The organism is Herbaspirillum seropedicae (genome assembly GCF_001040945.1).
Lineage (GTDB): Bacteria > Pseudomonadota > Gammaproteobacteria > Burkholderiales > Burkholderiaceae_D > Herbaspirillum > Herbaspirillum seropedicae.
The window spans coordinates 730,009-745,497 of record NZ_CP011930.1; the positions used below are offsets into that span (position 1 = coordinate 730,009).

16 protein-coding genes are annotated in these 15,489 nt (G+C 63.4%); 11 read left to right on the plus strand and 5 right to left on the minus strand.

From position 1 onward, the window contains the following. Positions 1 to 55: 55 nt before the first annotated feature. The 3 genes from ACP92_RS03320 to ACP92_RS03330 all read right to left on the minus strand — a co-directional run bounded on the left by ACP92_RS03320 (position 56) and on the right by ACP92_RS03330 (position 1,772). On the minus strand, positions 56 to 487 hold the full coding sequence (locus tag ACP92_RS03320; protein ID WP_013232702.1) for a YybH family protein: 432 nt from the start codon (positions 485 to 487) through the stop codon (positions 56 to 58). Between the two features lie 66 nt (positions 488 to 553). After that, the gene (locus ACP92_RS03325) at positions 554 to 754 is read right to left on the minus strand and encodes a zinc-finger domain-containing protein (protein ID WP_013232703.1); all 201 of its coding nucleotides are present in this window, start codon (positions 752 to 754) and stop codon (positions 554 to 556) included. A gap of 97 nt (positions 755 to 851) precedes the next feature. Then, the gene (locus tag ACP92_RS03330) at positions 852 to 1,772 is read right to left on the minus strand and encodes a branched-chain amino acid transaminase (protein WP_041310115.1); all 921 of its coding nucleotides are present in this window, start codon (positions 1,770 to 1,772) and stop codon (positions 852 to 854) included. Between the two features lie 162 nt (positions 1,773 to 1,934). Between ACP92_RS03330 and ACP92_RS03335 the strand changes: the two genes are divergently transcribed. The 10 genes from ACP92_RS03335 to ACP92_RS03380 all read left to right on the plus strand — a co-directional run bounded on the left by ACP92_RS03335 (position 1,935) and on the right by ACP92_RS03380 (position 11,911). Next, the gene (locus ACP92_RS03335; protein WP_013232705.1) at positions 1,935 to 2,720 is read left to right on the plus strand and encodes an AzlC family ABC transporter permease; all 786 of its coding nucleotides are present in this window, start codon (positions 1,935 to 1,937) and stop codon (positions 2,718 to 2,720) included. After that, a complete protein-coding gene (locus ACP92_RS03340) occupies positions 2,717 to 3,040 on the plus strand; it encodes an AzlD domain-containing protein (protein WP_013232706.1) in 324 nt (107 codons plus the stop codon). The genes ACP92_RS03335 and ACP92_RS03340 overlap by 4 nt, the downstream gene beginning before the upstream one ends. A 122-nt stretch (positions 3,041 to 3,162) precedes the next feature. After that, entirely contained in the window at positions 3,163 to 4,353 is a 1,191-nt protein-coding gene (locus tag ACP92_RS03345) for a phosphoglycerate kinase (protein WP_013232707.1), read from the plus strand. Between the two features lie 227 nt (positions 4,354 to 4,580). After that, positions 4,581 to 6,014: a pyruvate kinase gene (gene pyk, locus ACP92_RS03350; RefSeq protein WP_013232708.1), complete on the plus strand. Its 1,434-nt coding sequence runs from the start codon at positions 4,581 to 4,583 to the stop codon at positions 6,012 to 6,014. 26 nt (positions 6,015 to 6,040) lie between these two features. After that, the gene (gene fba / locus ACP92_RS03355) at positions 6,041 to 7,105 is read left to right on the plus strand and encodes a class II fructose-bisphosphate aldolase (RefSeq protein ID WP_013232709.1); all 1,065 of its coding nucleotides are present in this window, start codon (positions 6,041 to 6,043) and stop codon (positions 7,103 to 7,105) included. A 91-nt stretch (positions 7,106 to 7,196) separates the two neighbouring features. Next, positions 7,197 to 8,093: a phosphoribosylaminoimidazolesuccinocarboxamide synthase gene (locus ACP92_RS03360; RefSeq protein ID WP_013232710.1), complete on the plus strand. Its 897-nt coding sequence runs from the start codon at positions 7,197 to 7,199 to the stop codon at positions 8,091 to 8,093. Positions 8,094 to 8,097: 4 nt separating this feature from the next. Next, entirely contained in the window at positions 8,098 to 8,595 is a 498-nt protein-coding gene (gene purE, locus ACP92_RS03365; RefSeq protein ID WP_013232711.1) for a 5-(carboxyamino)imidazole ribonucleotide mutase, read from the plus strand. Further along, the gene (locus ACP92_RS03370) at positions 8,592 to 9,797 is read left to right on the plus strand and encodes a 5-(carboxyamino)imidazole ribonucleotide synthase (RefSeq protein WP_013232712.1); all 1,206 of its coding nucleotides are present in this window, start codon (positions 8,592 to 8,594) and stop codon (positions 9,795 to 9,797) included. The genes purE and ACP92_RS03370 overlap by 4 nt, the downstream gene beginning before the upstream one ends. 15 nt (positions 9,798 to 9,812) lie before the next feature. After that, positions 9,813 to 10,856: an L-threonylcarbamoyladenylate synthase gene (locus ACP92_RS03375; RefSeq protein ID WP_013232713.1), complete on the plus strand. Its 1,044-nt coding sequence runs from the start codon at positions 9,813 to 9,815 to the stop codon at positions 10,854 to 10,856. Between the two features lie 317 nt (positions 10,857 to 11,173). Further along, positions 11,174 to 11,911, plus strand: a complete 738-nt coding sequence (locus tag ACP92_RS03380; protein ID WP_013232714.1) for an OmpW/AlkL family protein — start codon at positions 11,174 to 11,176, stop codon at positions 11,909 to 11,911. 69 nt (positions 11,912 to 11,980) lie between these two features. Here the strand turns inward: ACP92_RS03380 and ACP92_RS03385 are convergent, their stop codons facing one another. Continuing rightward, positions 11,981 to 12,490 carry a flavin reductase family protein gene (locus tag ACP92_RS03385; RefSeq protein WP_013232715.1) on the minus strand — a complete coding sequence of 170 codons (510 nt, stop codon included), beginning with the start codon at positions 12,488 to 12,490 and terminating at the stop codon, positions 11,981 to 11,983. A gap of 127 nt (positions 12,491 to 12,617) precedes the next feature. Continuing rightward, positions 12,618 to 14,615: an acyltransferase family protein gene (locus ACP92_RS03390; RefSeq protein ID WP_048348494.1), complete on the minus strand. Its 1,998-nt coding sequence runs from the start codon at positions 14,613 to 14,615 to the stop codon at positions 12,618 to 12,620. 326 nt (positions 14,616 to 14,941) lie between these two features. Here ACP92_RS03390 and msrA point away from each other — a divergent pair, with 326 nt between their 5' ends. Then, positions 14,942 to 15,475, plus strand: coding sequence for a peptide-methionine (S)-S-oxide reductase MsrA (gene msrA / locus ACP92_RS03395; protein ID WP_041311471.1), 534 nt, complete (start codon positions 14,942 to 14,944; stop codon positions 15,473 to 15,475). Positions 15,476 to 15,489: the final 14 nt, after the last annotated feature.

Genomic DNA, 15,489 nt, shown 5'->3' on the forward strand with positions numbered 1-15,489 from the left:
GGACGGCCTTGCGCTAGGTTCGGTGCTTCAGTGCTTCAGTACTTCGGTGGCGGACTCAGTGCAGCATCGCACCGCTGGCCACCGCCTCCACCGGCGCGGCCCCCGGCGCCACCGAAGCATGGTGCATCACGATGCGCCAGCCCATGGCGGTCTTGAGGTAGACGTTGGTGGCAATCACGTGGACATCGGGTTGTTCGTTGCCGTGATCGATTTCTTCGATGACGCTATGCACCGAGGTCATCATGTTCTGCGTGGCATGCAACTGCCGCGGCCGGATATGCAGGCCGCCGCTGGAGAGGATGTCTTCCCAGACTGCGCGGATCTCGGCATGGCCCACCAGGCGCTGCGCGCCGGGATGGATGCAGACGATTTCCTCGTCCTCGGCCCATAGCGCCATGAGTGCGTCCAGATCGGCGCGGGCGAGGGCGTCGTAGTAGGCCGCCTCGATGTCATCGGGGGAGCCATGGATCAGTGTGGTGCGCGGCATGACAATAAACTCCGGTTCAGATGAAAAGAGGGCCTTGTGGGCCCTCTCGTGTCTGGCTTGGCGGGCTCAGTGGCCTTTGACGACGGTGCCCGGCTTGAGCTGGTACTGGGTCCCGCAGTATGGACATTTGGCCGCGCCATGCGCGTCCAGTTCCAGGAACACGCGCGGATGCGAGTTCCAGGTAGTCATGCCGGGGCCGGGGCAGTGGGCCGGCAGGTCCTTGCCTTCGAGCAGGACGACGCCCTGCGATGCTTGAGCTTGGCTCATCTTTTTCTCCGTGGGTAGTGCAATTGAAACAGGCAATTGAAACAGGTTGAACGTTTGTGTTGCGTGAACAGCTTTAGGACAGCGTTAGCTTAGCGCCTCACACCAGCGTGAGCCAGTGCTTGTACTGCGGTGCGCGCCCGGCCACCACGTCGAAGAACAGCGTCTGCAGCTTTTCCGTGACCGGGCCGCGCGCGCCGCTGCCGATGACGCGCCGATCCAGTTCGCGGATCGGCGTGATCTCGGCGGCGGTGCCGGTGAAGAAGGCTTCGTCGGCGCAATACATCTCGTCGCGGGTGATGCGCTTCTCGATGACCTCGATGCCCAGGTCGCGCGCCATGGTCAAGACGGCGTCGCGGGTGATGCCATCCAGGCAGGAGGCCAGGTCGGGAGTATAGATCTTGCCGTTCTTGACGATGAAGACATTTTCGCCCGAGCCTTCCGAGACATAGCCCTCGGTGTCCAGCAGCAGGGCTTCGTCATAGCCGTCGGCCAGCGCTTCCTGGTTGGCCAGGATGGAATTGATGTAGTAGCCGCAGGCCTTGGCGCGCACCAGCGAGACATTGACGTGGTGGCGCGAAAAGGACGAGGTTTTCACCCGGATGCCCTTGTTGAGGCCATCCTCGCCCAGGTAGGCGCCCCAGGACCAGGCCGCCACGGCCACATGGATCTGGTTGCCCTTGGCCGAGACGCCCAGCTTCTCCGAGCCGATCCAGATCAGCGGGCGGATGTAGCAGGACTCCAGCTGGTTCTCGCGCACCACCTGGCGCTGGGCCTGGGCCAAGGTGTCGTGGTCGTAGGGGACCTCCATCTGGAAGATCTTGGCCGAGTTCCGCAGGCGACGGGTATGTTCCTGCAGGCGGAAGATGGCGGTCCCGTCAGGGGTCTTGTAGGCGCGTACCCCCTCGAAGACGCCCATGCCGTAGTGCAGCGTGTGGGTCAGCACATGGACGGTGGCGTCGCGCCAGTCGATGAGCTCGCCGTCCTTCCAGATCTTGCCGTCGCGGTCAGCCATGGACATCATCTTCTCCCGGATTTTCTAGGGTTGCTCTAGGGTTGCAAAGCACTGGTGTAAAGCAAAGATCTCCATTCTAGCGGATTCACGCGAGTAAAAACTTTCATCTGTACAATTGTCAATCTGAGTAAGAATGCAAACAAGCAAGTCCCTCACGGAATCAATAACATGCAACAGGAGACAGGCGAGTCCGACTCAGCCCGGGGGCTGCGCAGCCCCCTGCCGGAACAGCGCCGCATCGAGAAGGAAGCCTTCCAGGAAGGCTGGCGCGCCAGCGCCTCGACCATACCGGCGGTGCTGGCCTGGGGCGTGGTCTCGGGCATGGCCATGGTCAAGTCGGGCATGAGCATCTTCCAGTCGCTGGGAATGAGCCTGCTGGTCTACGCCGGCTCGGCGCAGTTCGCGGTGCTGCCGCTCTTGGCGGTGGGCACGCCCTTGCTGGTGGTGTTCTTCACCGCCATGATCGTCAACCTCCGCTTCATCATCTTCTCGGCCGCCGTGGCCCCGCACTTTGAGCATCTGCCCTGGTATCGCCGCATCTGGTATGGCTTCTTCAATGGCGATATCTCGATGGCCTTCTTCCCGCAGCGTTTCCCACCCTCGACCTTTGGTCAACCGGCCGGCAAGATCGGTTATTTCTCGGCCATCTGCTATCCCGGCTGGCTGGCCTGGCAACTGGGCGCGACCATCGGCATCCTGCTGGCCAGCCAGATCCCGGAGAGCTGGAACATCGGCTTCGCCGGCACCCTGGCGCTGATCGCCATCATGATCCCGATGACCAGCAGCCTGCCGGCGCTGGCCGGGGTGGTGGTGTCCGGCACCGTGGCGGTGCTGGCGCTGGAGCTGCCTTACCGCTTGGGTTTGCTGCTGGCCATGGTGCTGGGAATGAGCGCGGCCATGCTGGCCGACAAGTTGCTTCCCGGCAAGGATGAGGAAGAGGAGCTGGCTGCATGAGCGACTGGTACATCTGGTCAGCCATCGTGCTGATGACCTTGTCCACCCTGATCACCCGCAGCGGCTTCTTCCTCTTCGGTCATGCCGTCAAGCTGCCGCCGCGCCTGAAGCACGCGCTGGGCTACGCCCCGGCGGCGGCGATGGCGGCCATCATCTTCCCCGACCTGGTCACGGCGCGGGGCGTGATCGAGCTCAGTCTGGCCAATCCGAAGTTGCTGGCCGGCATCGGCGGCGCCATTTTCTTTGCTGCGACGCGGCATCTTCTGGGAACTATTGTGGCCGGAATGACACTCTTTACAGTATTGCGCTGGATGTTGTGAACCTGCCCGCAAGGGTGGGCGGCACCGCCCAGCGGCCCGCGGACCTGCCAAAAAGCCGTCTGGAGCAGGTCAGGCTGGAGTAAAATACGACGTTTTTCGCCCCCTTCTTAGAATTCCTACCTATGAAATTCAACCGACTGAGCGACCTCATCTCCAACAAGCAACTGCAGGGCAAACGTGTCTTCATCCGCGCCGATCTGAACGTGCCGCAGGATGATGCCGGCAATATCACCGAAGATACGCGCATCCGCGCCTCGGTCCCGGCCATTCGCGAAGCCCAGCAGGCAGGTGCTGCGGTGATGGTGACGTCTCATCTCGGCCGTCCCACGGAAGGCGAGTTCAAGCCCGAGGATTCGCTGGCGCCGGTGGCCAAGCGTCTGTCCGAACTGCTGGGCAGCGAAGTCAAGCTGGTGGCCAACTGGGTCGACGGCGTGGACGTGCAGCCGGGCCAGGTGGTGCTGCTGGAGAATTGCCGTCTGAACAAGGGCGAAAAGAAGAACAGTGATGAGTTGGCGCAAAAGATCGCCAAGCTCTGCGATATCTACGTCAACGACGCCTTCGGCACCGCGCACCGCGCCGAAGCCACCACCTACGGCGTGGCCAAGTTCGCCCCCGTTGCCTGTGCCGGCCCGCTGCTGGCGGCCGAGCTCGATGCCTTAGGCAAGGCGCTGAACCAGCCGGCCCGTCCGCTGGTGGCCATCGTGGCTGGCTCCAAGGTGTCCACCAAGCTGACTATCTTGAAGACCCTGGCCGAGAAGGTCGACAACCTCATCGTCGGTGGCGGCATCGCCAATACCTTCATGCTGGCCGCCGGCCTGAAGATCGGCAAGTCGCTGGCCGAGCCGGACCTGGTGGACGACGCCAAGGCCATCATCGACCTCATGGCCAAGCGCGGTGCTTCGGTGCCCATCCCCACCGACGTGGTGGTGGGCAAGGAATTCTCGCCGACCGCAGCGGCCACCGTGAAGGCGGCGGCTGACGTGGCCGACGACGACATGATCTTCGACATCGGTCCCCAGACCGCCGCCGCCCTGGCCGAGCAGCTGGGCCGTGCCGGCACCATCGTCTGGAATGGTCCGGTGGGCGTGTTCGAGTTCGATCAGTTCGGTGGCGGCACCGAAACCCTGGCGCGCGCCATCGCCGCCTCCTCGGGTTTCTCCATTGCCGGCGGTGGCGACACCCTGGCGGCCATTGCCAAGTACAACATCGCCGACAAGGTCGGCTACATCTCCACCGGTGGCGGCGCCTTCCTGGAATTCCTGGAAGGCAAGACCCTGCCGGCGGTCGAGATCCTGCTGCAACGTGCGCAATAAGCGCCACATAAGCGCCGCATAAGCGCCGCAGGCAGCAAGCAATGACGGCGGCACGCCGCGCCTTGCGCGGCGGTGGCGGCCTGAACCGGATTCTGAGTCTGTAGCATCACCAAAGGGGAACGCGCAGGAGACGCGCGTCCCGGGGCGGAAGCTCTCCGCCTGATCGGCCCTGCATCGGGCCGGGCAGCGGGCTTCTTCATCAAAAAAGTCGCAACCAGAAGGTTTTCATGTCCAGAGCAACAAAAATCGTCGCCACCATCGGCCCCGCCTCGAGCGACCGCGAGACCCTGACCCGCATGATCCGCGCCGGCGTTGACGTCGTGCGCCTGAACTTCTCCCACGGCAAGCCGCAGGACCACATCGACCGCGCCACGCTGGTGCGCGAAGTGGCCGACGAATGCGGCAAGAAGGTCGCCATCATGGCCGACCTGCAAGGTCCCAAGATTCGCGTGGGCAAGTTCGAGAATGGCAAGATCATGCTGGCCAATGGCGACAAGTTCATCCTCGACGCCGATTGCCAGATGGGCAACCAGGAGCGCGTGGGCCTGGACTACAAGGCGCTGCCGCGTGACCTGAAGGGCAACGACGTGCTGCTGTTGAACGATGGCCTGATCGTGCTGAAGGTCGAGCGCGTGATGGGCAACGAGATTCATACGGTGGTCAAGATCGGTGGCGAACTGTCCAACAACAAGGGCATCAACCGCCAGGGCGGCGGCCTGTCCGCGCCGGCGCTCACCGCCAAGGACATGGACGATATCAAGACCGCCATGAGCTTCCAGGCCGACTACGTGGCGGTGTCCTTCCCCAAGAACGCCACCGACATGGAAATGGCGCGCCAGCTCTCCAATGTCGCCGGTGAGCCCTTCGGTCACAAGCCGATGATGATCGCCAAGATCGAGCGCGCCGAAGCGATCCCGCTGCTGCAGGAAATCCTGGACGCCTCCGACGGCATCATGGTGGCCCGTGGCGACCTCGCCGTGGAAGTGGGCAACGCCGCCGTGCCGGGTTTGCAGAAGCGCATGATCAAGATGGCGCGCGCCTCCAACAAGCTGACCATTACCGCGACCCAGATGATGGAGTCCATGATCGTCAATGCCGTGCCGACCCGCGCTGAAGTCTCCGACGTGGCCAACGCCGTGCTCGATGGCACCGACGCCGTCATGACCTCGGCCGAGACCGCTTCCGGCAAGTATCCGGTGGAAACCGTGGAAGCCATGCACGCCATCTGCCTGGAAGCCGAGCGCTCCGAGAACGTGCAGCTGGATGCGGACTTCCTGAACCTGCGCTTTACCCGCGTGGACCAGTCGATCGCCTATGGCGCGCTGTTTACCGCCCACCACCTGCGCGTGAAGGCCATTGCCGCGCTCACCGAATCCGGTTCGACGGCGCTGTGGATGAGCCGTCACAACATCGATATCCCGATCTTTGCGATCACTCCCAATGTCGCGACCCGCCGCAAGGCTGCGCTGTTCCGCAATGTGCATACGCTGGAACTGGCGCAGTGTCCCGACACCGAAGCCATGTTGAAGGGCGCCCAGGATCTGCTGCTGGCGCAAGGCGTGGTGCAGAAGGGAGACCTGATCGTGGTCACCTGGGGCGAGCCCATCGGCCAGGTCGGCGGCACCAATGCGTTGAAGATCCTGCGCGTTGGCGAGTACTGATTTTTTATCGTTCTGGAGTTTTCATCATGCCTCTCGTATCCATGCGTCAATTGCTGGACCACGCTGCCGAAAACGGCTACGGTCTGCCAGCATTCAACGTCAATAACCTGGAGCAGGTCACCGCCATCATGGAAGCAGCCAATGAAGTCGGCGCGCCCGTGATCATGCAAGCCTCCGCCGGCGCCCGCAAGTATGCTGGCGAAGCCTTCCTGCGCCACCTGATCTCGGCGGCCGTGGAAGCCTATCCGCACATCCCCGTGGTGATGCACCAGGATCACGGCCAGTCGCCGGCGGTCTGCATGGCCGCTATCAAGTCCGGTTTCTCGTCCGTGATGATGGATGGCTCGCTGGAAGCCGACGGCAAGACCGTGGCCAGCTACGAGTACAACGTCGAAGTCTCGCGCAAGGTGGTGGAGTTCTCGCACGCCATCGGCGTGACCGTCGAAGCTGAACTGGGCGTGCTGGGTTCGCTGGAAACCATGAAGGGCGACAAGGAAGACGGCCACGGCGCTGACGGCACCATGACCCGCGAACAACTGCTGACCGACGTGAACCAGGCCGCCGACTTCGTCAAGGCCACCCAGTGCGACGCGCTGGCCATCGCCATCGGTACTTCGCACGGCGCCTACAAGTTCTCGCGCAAGCCCACCGGCGACATCCTGGCCATCGACCGCATCAAGGAAATCCACGCCCGCATCCCCAACACCCACCTGGTGATGCACGGTTCGTCCTCGGTGCCGCAGGAACTGCTGGCCGAGATCCGCGAATTCGGCGGCGACATGAAGGAAACCTATGGCGTGCCGGTCGAGGAAATCCAGGAAGGCATCAAGCACGGCGTGCGCAAGATCAACATCGATACCGACATCCGCCTGGCCATGACCGGCGCGATCCGTCGCTACCTGTTCGAGAACCCGTCCAAGTTCGACCCGCGCGATTACCTCAAGCCAGCCCGCGAAGCGGCCAAGCTGGTCTGCAAGGCGCGCTTCCTGTCCTTCGGTTGCGAAGGCCAGGCTGGCAAGATCAAGCCGATCTCGCTGGAAAAGATCGCCGAGAAGTACAAGAGCGGCGAACTGGCGCAGATCGTCCAGTAAGCGCTTAGCACTCCGTCAAGCGCCGGCACTAACCGACCGGAATCGCCCTGAAAATGGCGGTTCCGGTTTTTGACTTTACGAGAAGACCACCATGAGCAGTCTCTACAAATCCTCGATCACTTCCCTGCCGCTGTTGGGCGCAGGCAAGGTCCGCGAAAACTATGCCGTCGGCGACGACAAGCTGTTGATCGTGACCACCGACCGCCTGTCGGCCTTCGACGTCATCATGAATGAACCGATCCCCGGCAAGGGCAAGGTGCTCAACCAGATGAGCGATTTCTGGTTCGACAAGCTGGGCCACATCGTGCCCAACCACCTGACCGGCGTCGATCCCGAGTCCGTGGTGAGCCCGGCCGAAGTGGAGCAGGTGCGCGGACGCGCCGTGGTGGCCAAGCGCTTGAAGCCCATCCTGGTGGAAGCCGTGGTGCGCGGCTACATCATCGGTTCCGGCTGGAAGGATTACCAGGCCACCGGCGCGATCTGCGGCATCCGGCTACCGGCCGGCCTGCAACAGGCTTCCAAGCTGGAACAGCCGATCTTCACCCCGGCCGCCAAGGCCGACCTGGGCGAACACGACGAAAACATCAGCTTCGAAGAAACCGAAAAGCGCATCGGCGCCGAACTGGCCCACAAGATCCGCGACGTCGCCATCCAGCTCTACAAGGAAGCGGCGGACTACGCGGCGACCCGCGGCATCATCATCGCCGACACCAAGTTCGAGTTCGGCCTGGATGACAATGGCGTGCTGCACCTGATGGATGAAGTGCTGACCGCCGACTCCTCGCGCTTCTGGCCGGCCGACAGCTACCAGGTCGGTATCTCGCCGCCGTCCTTCGACAAGCAGTTCGTGCGCGACTACCTGGAAACCGTCCAGGGCTGGCGCAAGACCCCGCCGGCGCCGCCGCTGCCGGCTGACGTCATCGAAAAGACCGGCGCCAAGTACCGCGAAGCGCTGGAGCGCCTGACCGGCAACAAGCTGAAGGACTGAGATCATGAGCGATACCGTCAAGCCTTTGGTCGGCGTAGTCATGGGTTCGTCCTCGGACTGGGAGGTGATGCAGAATGCGGTCGCCATCCTCAAGGACTTCGGCGTGCCCTTCGAAGCGCAGGTCATCTCCGCGCACCGCATGCCGGACCAGATGTTCGCCTATGCCGACAGGGCCCGCGCGCGCGGCCTGCGCGCCATCATCGCCGGCGCCGGCGGTGCGGCGCACCTGCCGGGCATGATCGCCGCCAAGACCATCGTGCCGGTGCTGGGCGTGCCGGTGCCTTCCAAGTATCTGCGCGGCGAGGATTCGCTGTTGTCCATCGTGCAGATGCCCAAGGGCATTCCGGTGGCCACCTATGCCATCGGTGAAGCCGGCGCCGCCAATGCGGCGCTCTCCGCCATCGCCATGCTGGCCACCACCGACGCGGCTCTGGCTGACAAGCTGGAAGCCTTCCGCAAGACCCAGACGCAAGTCGCTCTCGACATGAAGTTGCCTGTATGACCCAGCAGTCCGCCTCCCCACTTCGTCCCGCCGTTCCTTCGACCACCCCGGCCACCTGGCTGGGCGTGATGGGCGGCGGCCAGCTCGGCCGCATGTTCGCCCATGCGGCGCAGAGCATGGGCTTCAAGGTCGCCGTGCTGGAAGCCGACGCCGATTGCCCGGCCGGGCAGGTGGCGGACCGCCTCATCAACGCGGGCTATGACGATGGCCCGGCGCTGGCTGAACTGGGCGCGCTGTGTGCAGCAATCACCACCGAGTTCGAGAATGTCTCGGCCAAGAGCCTGGCCACGCTGGCGGCGCAGACCTTCGTCGCCCCCGCCGCATCGGGGGTATCGATTGCCCAGGACCGCACCGCCGAGAAGGCCTTCTTCACCGAATGCGGATCGCAGTCCGGCGTGCTGCCGGCGCCGCACCTGGTCATCAACAGCGAGGCCGACATCGAGGGACTGGACGCGAATCTGCTGCCCGGCATCCTCAAGACCGCCCGCATGGGTTACGATGGCAAGGGCCAGGTGCGCGTGCGCAGCGTCGAAGAAGTGCGCGCCGCCTTCGCTTCGATGGGGGGCGTGACCTGCGTGCTGGAAAAGATGCTGCCGCTGGCCTATGAAGTCTCGGTGCTGGTGGCGCGTGGCCATGATGGCCAGGCGGTGGTCTATCCGATTGCCGAGAACGTGCATCGCGATGGCATCCTCTTCACCACCACCGTACCCGGTCCCAACATCAAGGCCGATGCTGCTGCGCGTGCACAGCAGGCGGCGTTGCAGATCATCGGCGCGCTGCAGTACGTGGGCGTGCTGTGCATCGAATTCTTCGTGCTGGAAGACGGTGCGCTGGTGGTCAATGAAATGGCCCCGCGCCCGCACAACAGCGGCCACTACACCATCGATGCCTGCGTCACCAGCCAGTTCGAACAACAGGCCCGCGCCATGGCGCGCCTGCCGCTGGGCGATACGCGCCAGCATTCGCCGTCGGTGATGTTGAACATCCTGGGTGATGTCTGGTACGAGGGCGACACCGACACCCAGCGCGAACCCGCCTGGGACCAGGTGCTGGCGCTGCCGGGCGCACACGTGCACTTGTACGGCAAGGCCGAAGCACGCCGTGGCCGCAAGATGGGCCACGTCACCTTCACCGGCGCCACGCTGGCCGATGCGCAGCAGCAGCTGACGGCGGCTTGCGCCATCCTTGGCATTGCCCTGTAAGGTAAGAGGGCGGCGATGAACGACAAGAGCGCATCTTCCTCGGCCATTGACGCTGCGGCCGTCATGCATGCGGCGCGTACGCTGGAGCGCGGCGGCCTGGTGGCCTTCCCCACCGAGACCGTCTATGGCCTGGGCGGGGATGCCGAGAACCCGGCGGCGATTGCGGCCATCTATGCCGCCAAAGGTCGTCCGGCCAATCACCCGGTGATCGTGCACGTCTCCCCCGAGGCCGATATCGGCTATTGGGCCGCCTCGGTACCGGTGGAGGCGCGCCGTCTGATCGCCTCGTTCTGGCCTGGTCCGCTCACACTCATCTTGAAGCGCGCTGCGCATATTCCTGACGCTGTGGCCGGCGGCCAGGATTCGGTGGGGGTGCGTTGTCCTGCGCACCCGGTGGCGCAGGCCTTGCTGCGTGAATTCCGTGGCGGCAAGGGCGGCATCGCGGGCCCCTCGGCCAACAAGTTCGGCCACGTCAGCCCGACTACGGCCGAGCACGTGCGCGAAGAATTCGGCAGCGACGCCGGCAGTCTCGTGGATTATGTGCTCGACGGCGGGCAGAGCGAGGTGGGTATCGAATCGACAATTGTCGATCTGTCCCGTATCGATACCCATGGTCCGGTGCTGCTGCGTCCCGGCCAGATCAGCGCCGAGCGCATCGAGGCCGTGCTCGGCGTGCCCCTGGCCACACCCGATGCGAGTGCGCCGCGCGCTTCGGGCACGCTCGATGCGCACTACGCGCCGCATACGCCGGTCGTCCAGGTCGCCCCGGAAGAGTTGGCCACGGTGCTGGAGAAGCTGGCGGCGCTGGGCAAGAAGGTCGCCCTGATCGCACGCCTGCAGCGCTCCGGCCTGGTCAGCGTGACCCGTGCCATGCCCGACACAGCCGACGCCTATGCGCATGACCTCTATGCCGCCCTGCGCGACATGGATCACACCGGCGCCGACCTGATCGTGGTCGAAGCGCTACCCCTCAGCGGCCAATGGCAGGGCGTCAACGATCGCCTGCGACGCGCTGCCTTCGACTCGCAAGGCTTGCTGGCACGCCTGTTCCAGGCCTGAACCGCGCGACCTTTCCCCTCGCATCGCCCGCTGAACCGCACCCGTACTGACTCTTGGGTCAGTACGTGGTTGCCAAAAGCCTACATCGCTTCACAACTTCTATACAAATTGTGACAAAGCTGGCATAGTGTGCCTCAAGAATAGTACGCACGTTCTTTTTGGTGCGGAGGCGTGAGTTCAGGTGATGCAGAAGTTACTGATCATTACGCCGGACAAGAAATAACGAAAAGCGGTCATCAGCCGTAGATAAGATCCCGTCAGACGCGAGCTGGCGGGAACAAAAAACCGGGCCACGCCCGCAACTCTTGGAGACAGCAATGCAAAAACAATTTTCTTTCCTGCCGAAAATCGCCGCGTTGTCCGTGATGGCCGCGTTTGCTGCGCCGGTCATGGCGCAGACTGCAGGCAGCAATATCGTCAACGTCGGCTGGTTCCATCTGCAGCCGCAGGATTCGAGCAGCGGCCTGACCAAGCTCAATGGTCCGCAAGCCGGTTTCTTCCCCAACAGCACTTCTACGGTCAGCAATGCGGATACATTGGGGATCGCCTTCACCCACTTCTTCACTGACAACTTCGCAGTGACTGCCGACCTGGGCATTCCTCCCGAGTTCAAGCTCAAGGGCACTGGCGACCTGCAAGCATTGGGTGAGCTGGGCAAGGCCAAGCAGTGGAGCCCGGCCATCGTCGCCAAGTGGTACTTCGGTGGCGCCCAGGACGCCTTCCGCCCCTTCGTCGGTGCCGGTGTGACCTATGTGTGGTATTCGGACGTGTCGCTGTCGCAGGCCTTCCAGAACCGCGCCTCGCTCAACAGCGGCGGTACTGCCACGGCCAACCTGAGCTCCTCCTGGGCGCCGGTGCTGACCGGTGGCGCGACCTACGCCTTCAACGACCGTTGGTCGGCCAGCTTCTCGGTGTCCTACATTCCGCTCAAGACCGACGCCGATATCACCGCCAATCCGGCGGGTGCCTTTGCTGGCCTGGGTCCGCAGCGCTACAAGACCACCATCACTCTGGACCCCATCGTCACCTTCCTGTCGGTCGGCTACAAGTTCTGAGTCGTCCTCCAGCGCCAACGAAAAAGCGCCTCGATGAGGCGCTTTTTTCATGGGCGCAAGCGCTCCGCTTCAGAGATCGCCGGTCTTGATGAAACGCCCACCGTGGAAAACCAGCGCTGCCTGCGGATCGGCTTCGCAATGTTCGACCTCACCCACGAAGATGACATGGTCCCCCTCGGGATACTGGCTGCGGTTATGACATTCGAACCACGCTGAGGCGCCCTCCAGGATGGGCTGGCCGGTGCGGGAGAGGGTATAGGCGACGCCTTCGAACCGGTTCTCCATCTTGCTGGCGAACTGCTGCGCCAGATGGGCCTGGTCGGCGCTGAGGATATTGATGACGTAGTGCGAATTGCCGGAGAAGACCGGCATGCTGTTGGCCTTGCTGCCCAGGCTCCAGAGCACCAGGGGTGGGTCCAGCGAGACCGAGTTGAAGGAGCTGGCGGTCAGGCCCAGCAGGGTGCCGTCGGCCAGGCGCGTGGTGATCACGGTCACGCCGGTGGCGAATTGAGAGAGGGCCTGGCGGAAGTGCGCGGCGTCGAACTGACGCGCATCGGCGCGCGGAAAACGAGTGTGCATCAGGAATCGGATCGGGTTGGTGGACGCCAACTGCGGCCGGTGAAGGCGGCGCAGCAGCGCAGATGCGCACATGATAACGGATACGGAGCGCGCCTGCCGTCCGGCCACCCGGCTGGGCCGCAGGACGTTAGCTTCTTTTTCGCGCCGGGCTGGCCTTGGTAGCGGCTGCGCGCAGGCCGGGCTGTGGGATCGGGTGGATGAGCGGCCAGAGGGTTTGGGCGACCAGAGTGGAGCCGATCGTGGAAAGATGATCGTAGTCGCGATAGAGCAATTGCCCATCCTTCATGGCCCAGCATTGCTGGTGATCGCACAGCGGGGCCGCTGCATCGAACGCTTGCACCTGCGGGAATTGCCTGAGCAAGGCGTTGACGGTTTCACGATAGTGCTGCGTATGCTGCGCGAAGACGGCCTGCTGGATGGCGCAGTTAGGCAGCGACGTGGTCTTGGGACGCAGGGGCATGCTGATGTCCAGGCAGTATTTGGGATGGAAATCCAGAATGGGGATATCCATGACGAAAATCACTTTTTTGCCGGCCGCAGTGAGTGTCGCCAGCATGTCGCGCAGCGCGCCTTCGAAGACCTCGCCGGGTAGTTCGCGATCATAGATGTCCAGCCGCGCGGAGAGGACGACCGTCCGCACGCTGGCTTGCCTGGCTGCGCTGGCGATGCTGTCCCTGGCGGGAGCACAGTCGTGGCGCTTGGTGTCAGCGGAGACGCCCGAGAATCCAAGGCAGGCCCCGACGGCGCGCATGCCGATGATGTCGCCGTTCTGCGCGGCGTAACTGGCCAGGCCATCGTAGAGATGCCAGGCGTGCGAATCGCCGATGACGACAATGGTCGGTGCGCCGGGACGCGACTGCCGGCAGAATTCGAGCCCGGCTCCGCCATCGGCCGTGCAGGTGGCGTCGGTAGTGCCCACGAAAAGTGGCTGCTCGGCATAGTGGGTAGCCAGGCGGAAGGACAGTCCATTGCGCTGGAAGTCGTTGTAGCCGGCCGTTGCAGTCACGCTCAGCAGCAGCGCCAGCAGGGCCGGCACCATCCAGGACTTGGCGCCGAAACGCACCGGGCGTTCCAGCAGCCGGTAGGTCAGCCAGGCCAGCAGCACGCTCAGGGCCACGGCCGCCAGGGGCAGCGGCGCTCCCGGTCGGGTCGGGGTGAGGATGTGCATGAACGACAGGATGGGCCAGTGCCACAGGTAGAGCAGATAGCTGACCAGACCGATCCACACCAGCAGGGGCCGACTCAGCAGGTGGCGATTGACCCACGCCTGCGGTCCGCTGCTCACCAGCAGCACCGCCCCCGTCACCGGCAGCAGCGCCCATGCACCAGGGAAGTAGCGGTGGCGGTCGATCAGCACCAGGCCGCACAGCAGCAGCGCCAGGCCCAGGACGGAGCGAAGGTGGATGGAGGGCAGGTGGGGCAATCTGAACGATGAGGTGGAGAAGGCCACGCCCTTGCGCATCACGCCGAATGCACACAAGGCCCCGGCTAGCAATTCCCACACCCGTGTGAAAGGCAGGTAGAAGGTCTTGACCGGATCTTGCGCCACCCACCAGAGGTTCAGGGCGAAAGAGGCCAGCATCAGCAGCACCAGGCTATTGCGCAGCGGCATCCGGGCGCGCCAGAGGCCACAGACCAGCAGCGGATAGACCAGGTAGAACTGTTCTTCCACCGACAGCGACCACAGGTGCAGCAGCGGCTTCATGTCGGACTCGACATCGAAGTAGCCGGATTCCTTCCAGAGCACGAGGTTCTGGATGAAGCCCGCGCCGGCGGCCATATGCTTGCCTAGCTGGCGGTATTCTTCCGGCAGCAGCGAGAACCAGCCCAGCACGAAACAGCTGGCCAGCACCAGGATCAGCGCGGGAAAGATGCGCCGGATGCGGTGGACATAGAAGTCCGTGAAGGAGAAACGGCCCTGGTCCAGCTGGCGGAAGATGATCGATGAAATCAGGAAGCCCGAGATCACGAAAAAGATGTCCACCCCAATGAAGCCACCCGGCATGGCGTCCGGAAAGGCATGGAAGACCACGACTGAAACAATGGCGATGGCCCTGAGCCCGTCGATATCCGGGCGATAGGAAAGCGGCTTCCCCTGCGCGCTTTCCGGCTTGCTGACTTGCATTATTGTTCTTGCCCCGTGTAGTGATGCACGCATTTCCACCGTGCGCACCGCGACAAGGATGGAAAGCGACGTACATTCCGGACCCCGCCGGAAAAATCATGTTTTGCGCGCCAGCCAACGACCCCTCGTTGCCTGGCGCGTGCAGATTTTACCGGCTATTGATGAGCTTATTAACCAGGATTTACGTTTTTGTGTCCTTTGCACCTCGTCTGGTCCACTGTTCTGCACGCTTGTTGTCGAACTGAAAAGTGTTCCGGCAGCCCCTGCACGGGGCTGCTCGTTTTCGGTTAGAGTTGCATCCGGAGCAAATGAATCGGGAGGACATGATGGCCAAGGAAATCGCAGTACTGGGCGGCGGCTGCTTCTGGTGCCTGGAGGCGGTCTACCAGCAGGTGCGCGGGGTCGAGTCGGTGGAGTCCGGCTACACCGGCGGCAGCGTCGTCAATCCCAGCTATGAGCAGGTGTGCGGCGGCCAGACCGGGCATGCCGAAGTGGTCAAGCTGGCGTTCGATCCGCAGCAGATCAGCTACCGTGAGCTGCTGGAGATCTTCTTCACCATCCACGATCCCACTACGCTGAACCGCCAGGGCAATGATGTCGGGACCCAGTATCGTTCAGTCATCTACTACCAGGACGAAGCGCAGCATGACACGGCCCGCCATATCATTGCCGAAATGGCGCTGGTGTGGGACGCCCCCATCGTGACCGAATTGTCACCTCCCCAGCCCTACTACCGGGCCGAGGATTATCACCAGAACTACTTCGTGCAACACCCTTTCCAGGGATATTGCGCCTTCGTGGTTGCGCCCAAGGTGGCCAAGCTGCGCGAAGTGTTCGCCGAGAAGAGCAAGCCCGAGTAGGGGCCGTTCAGCTC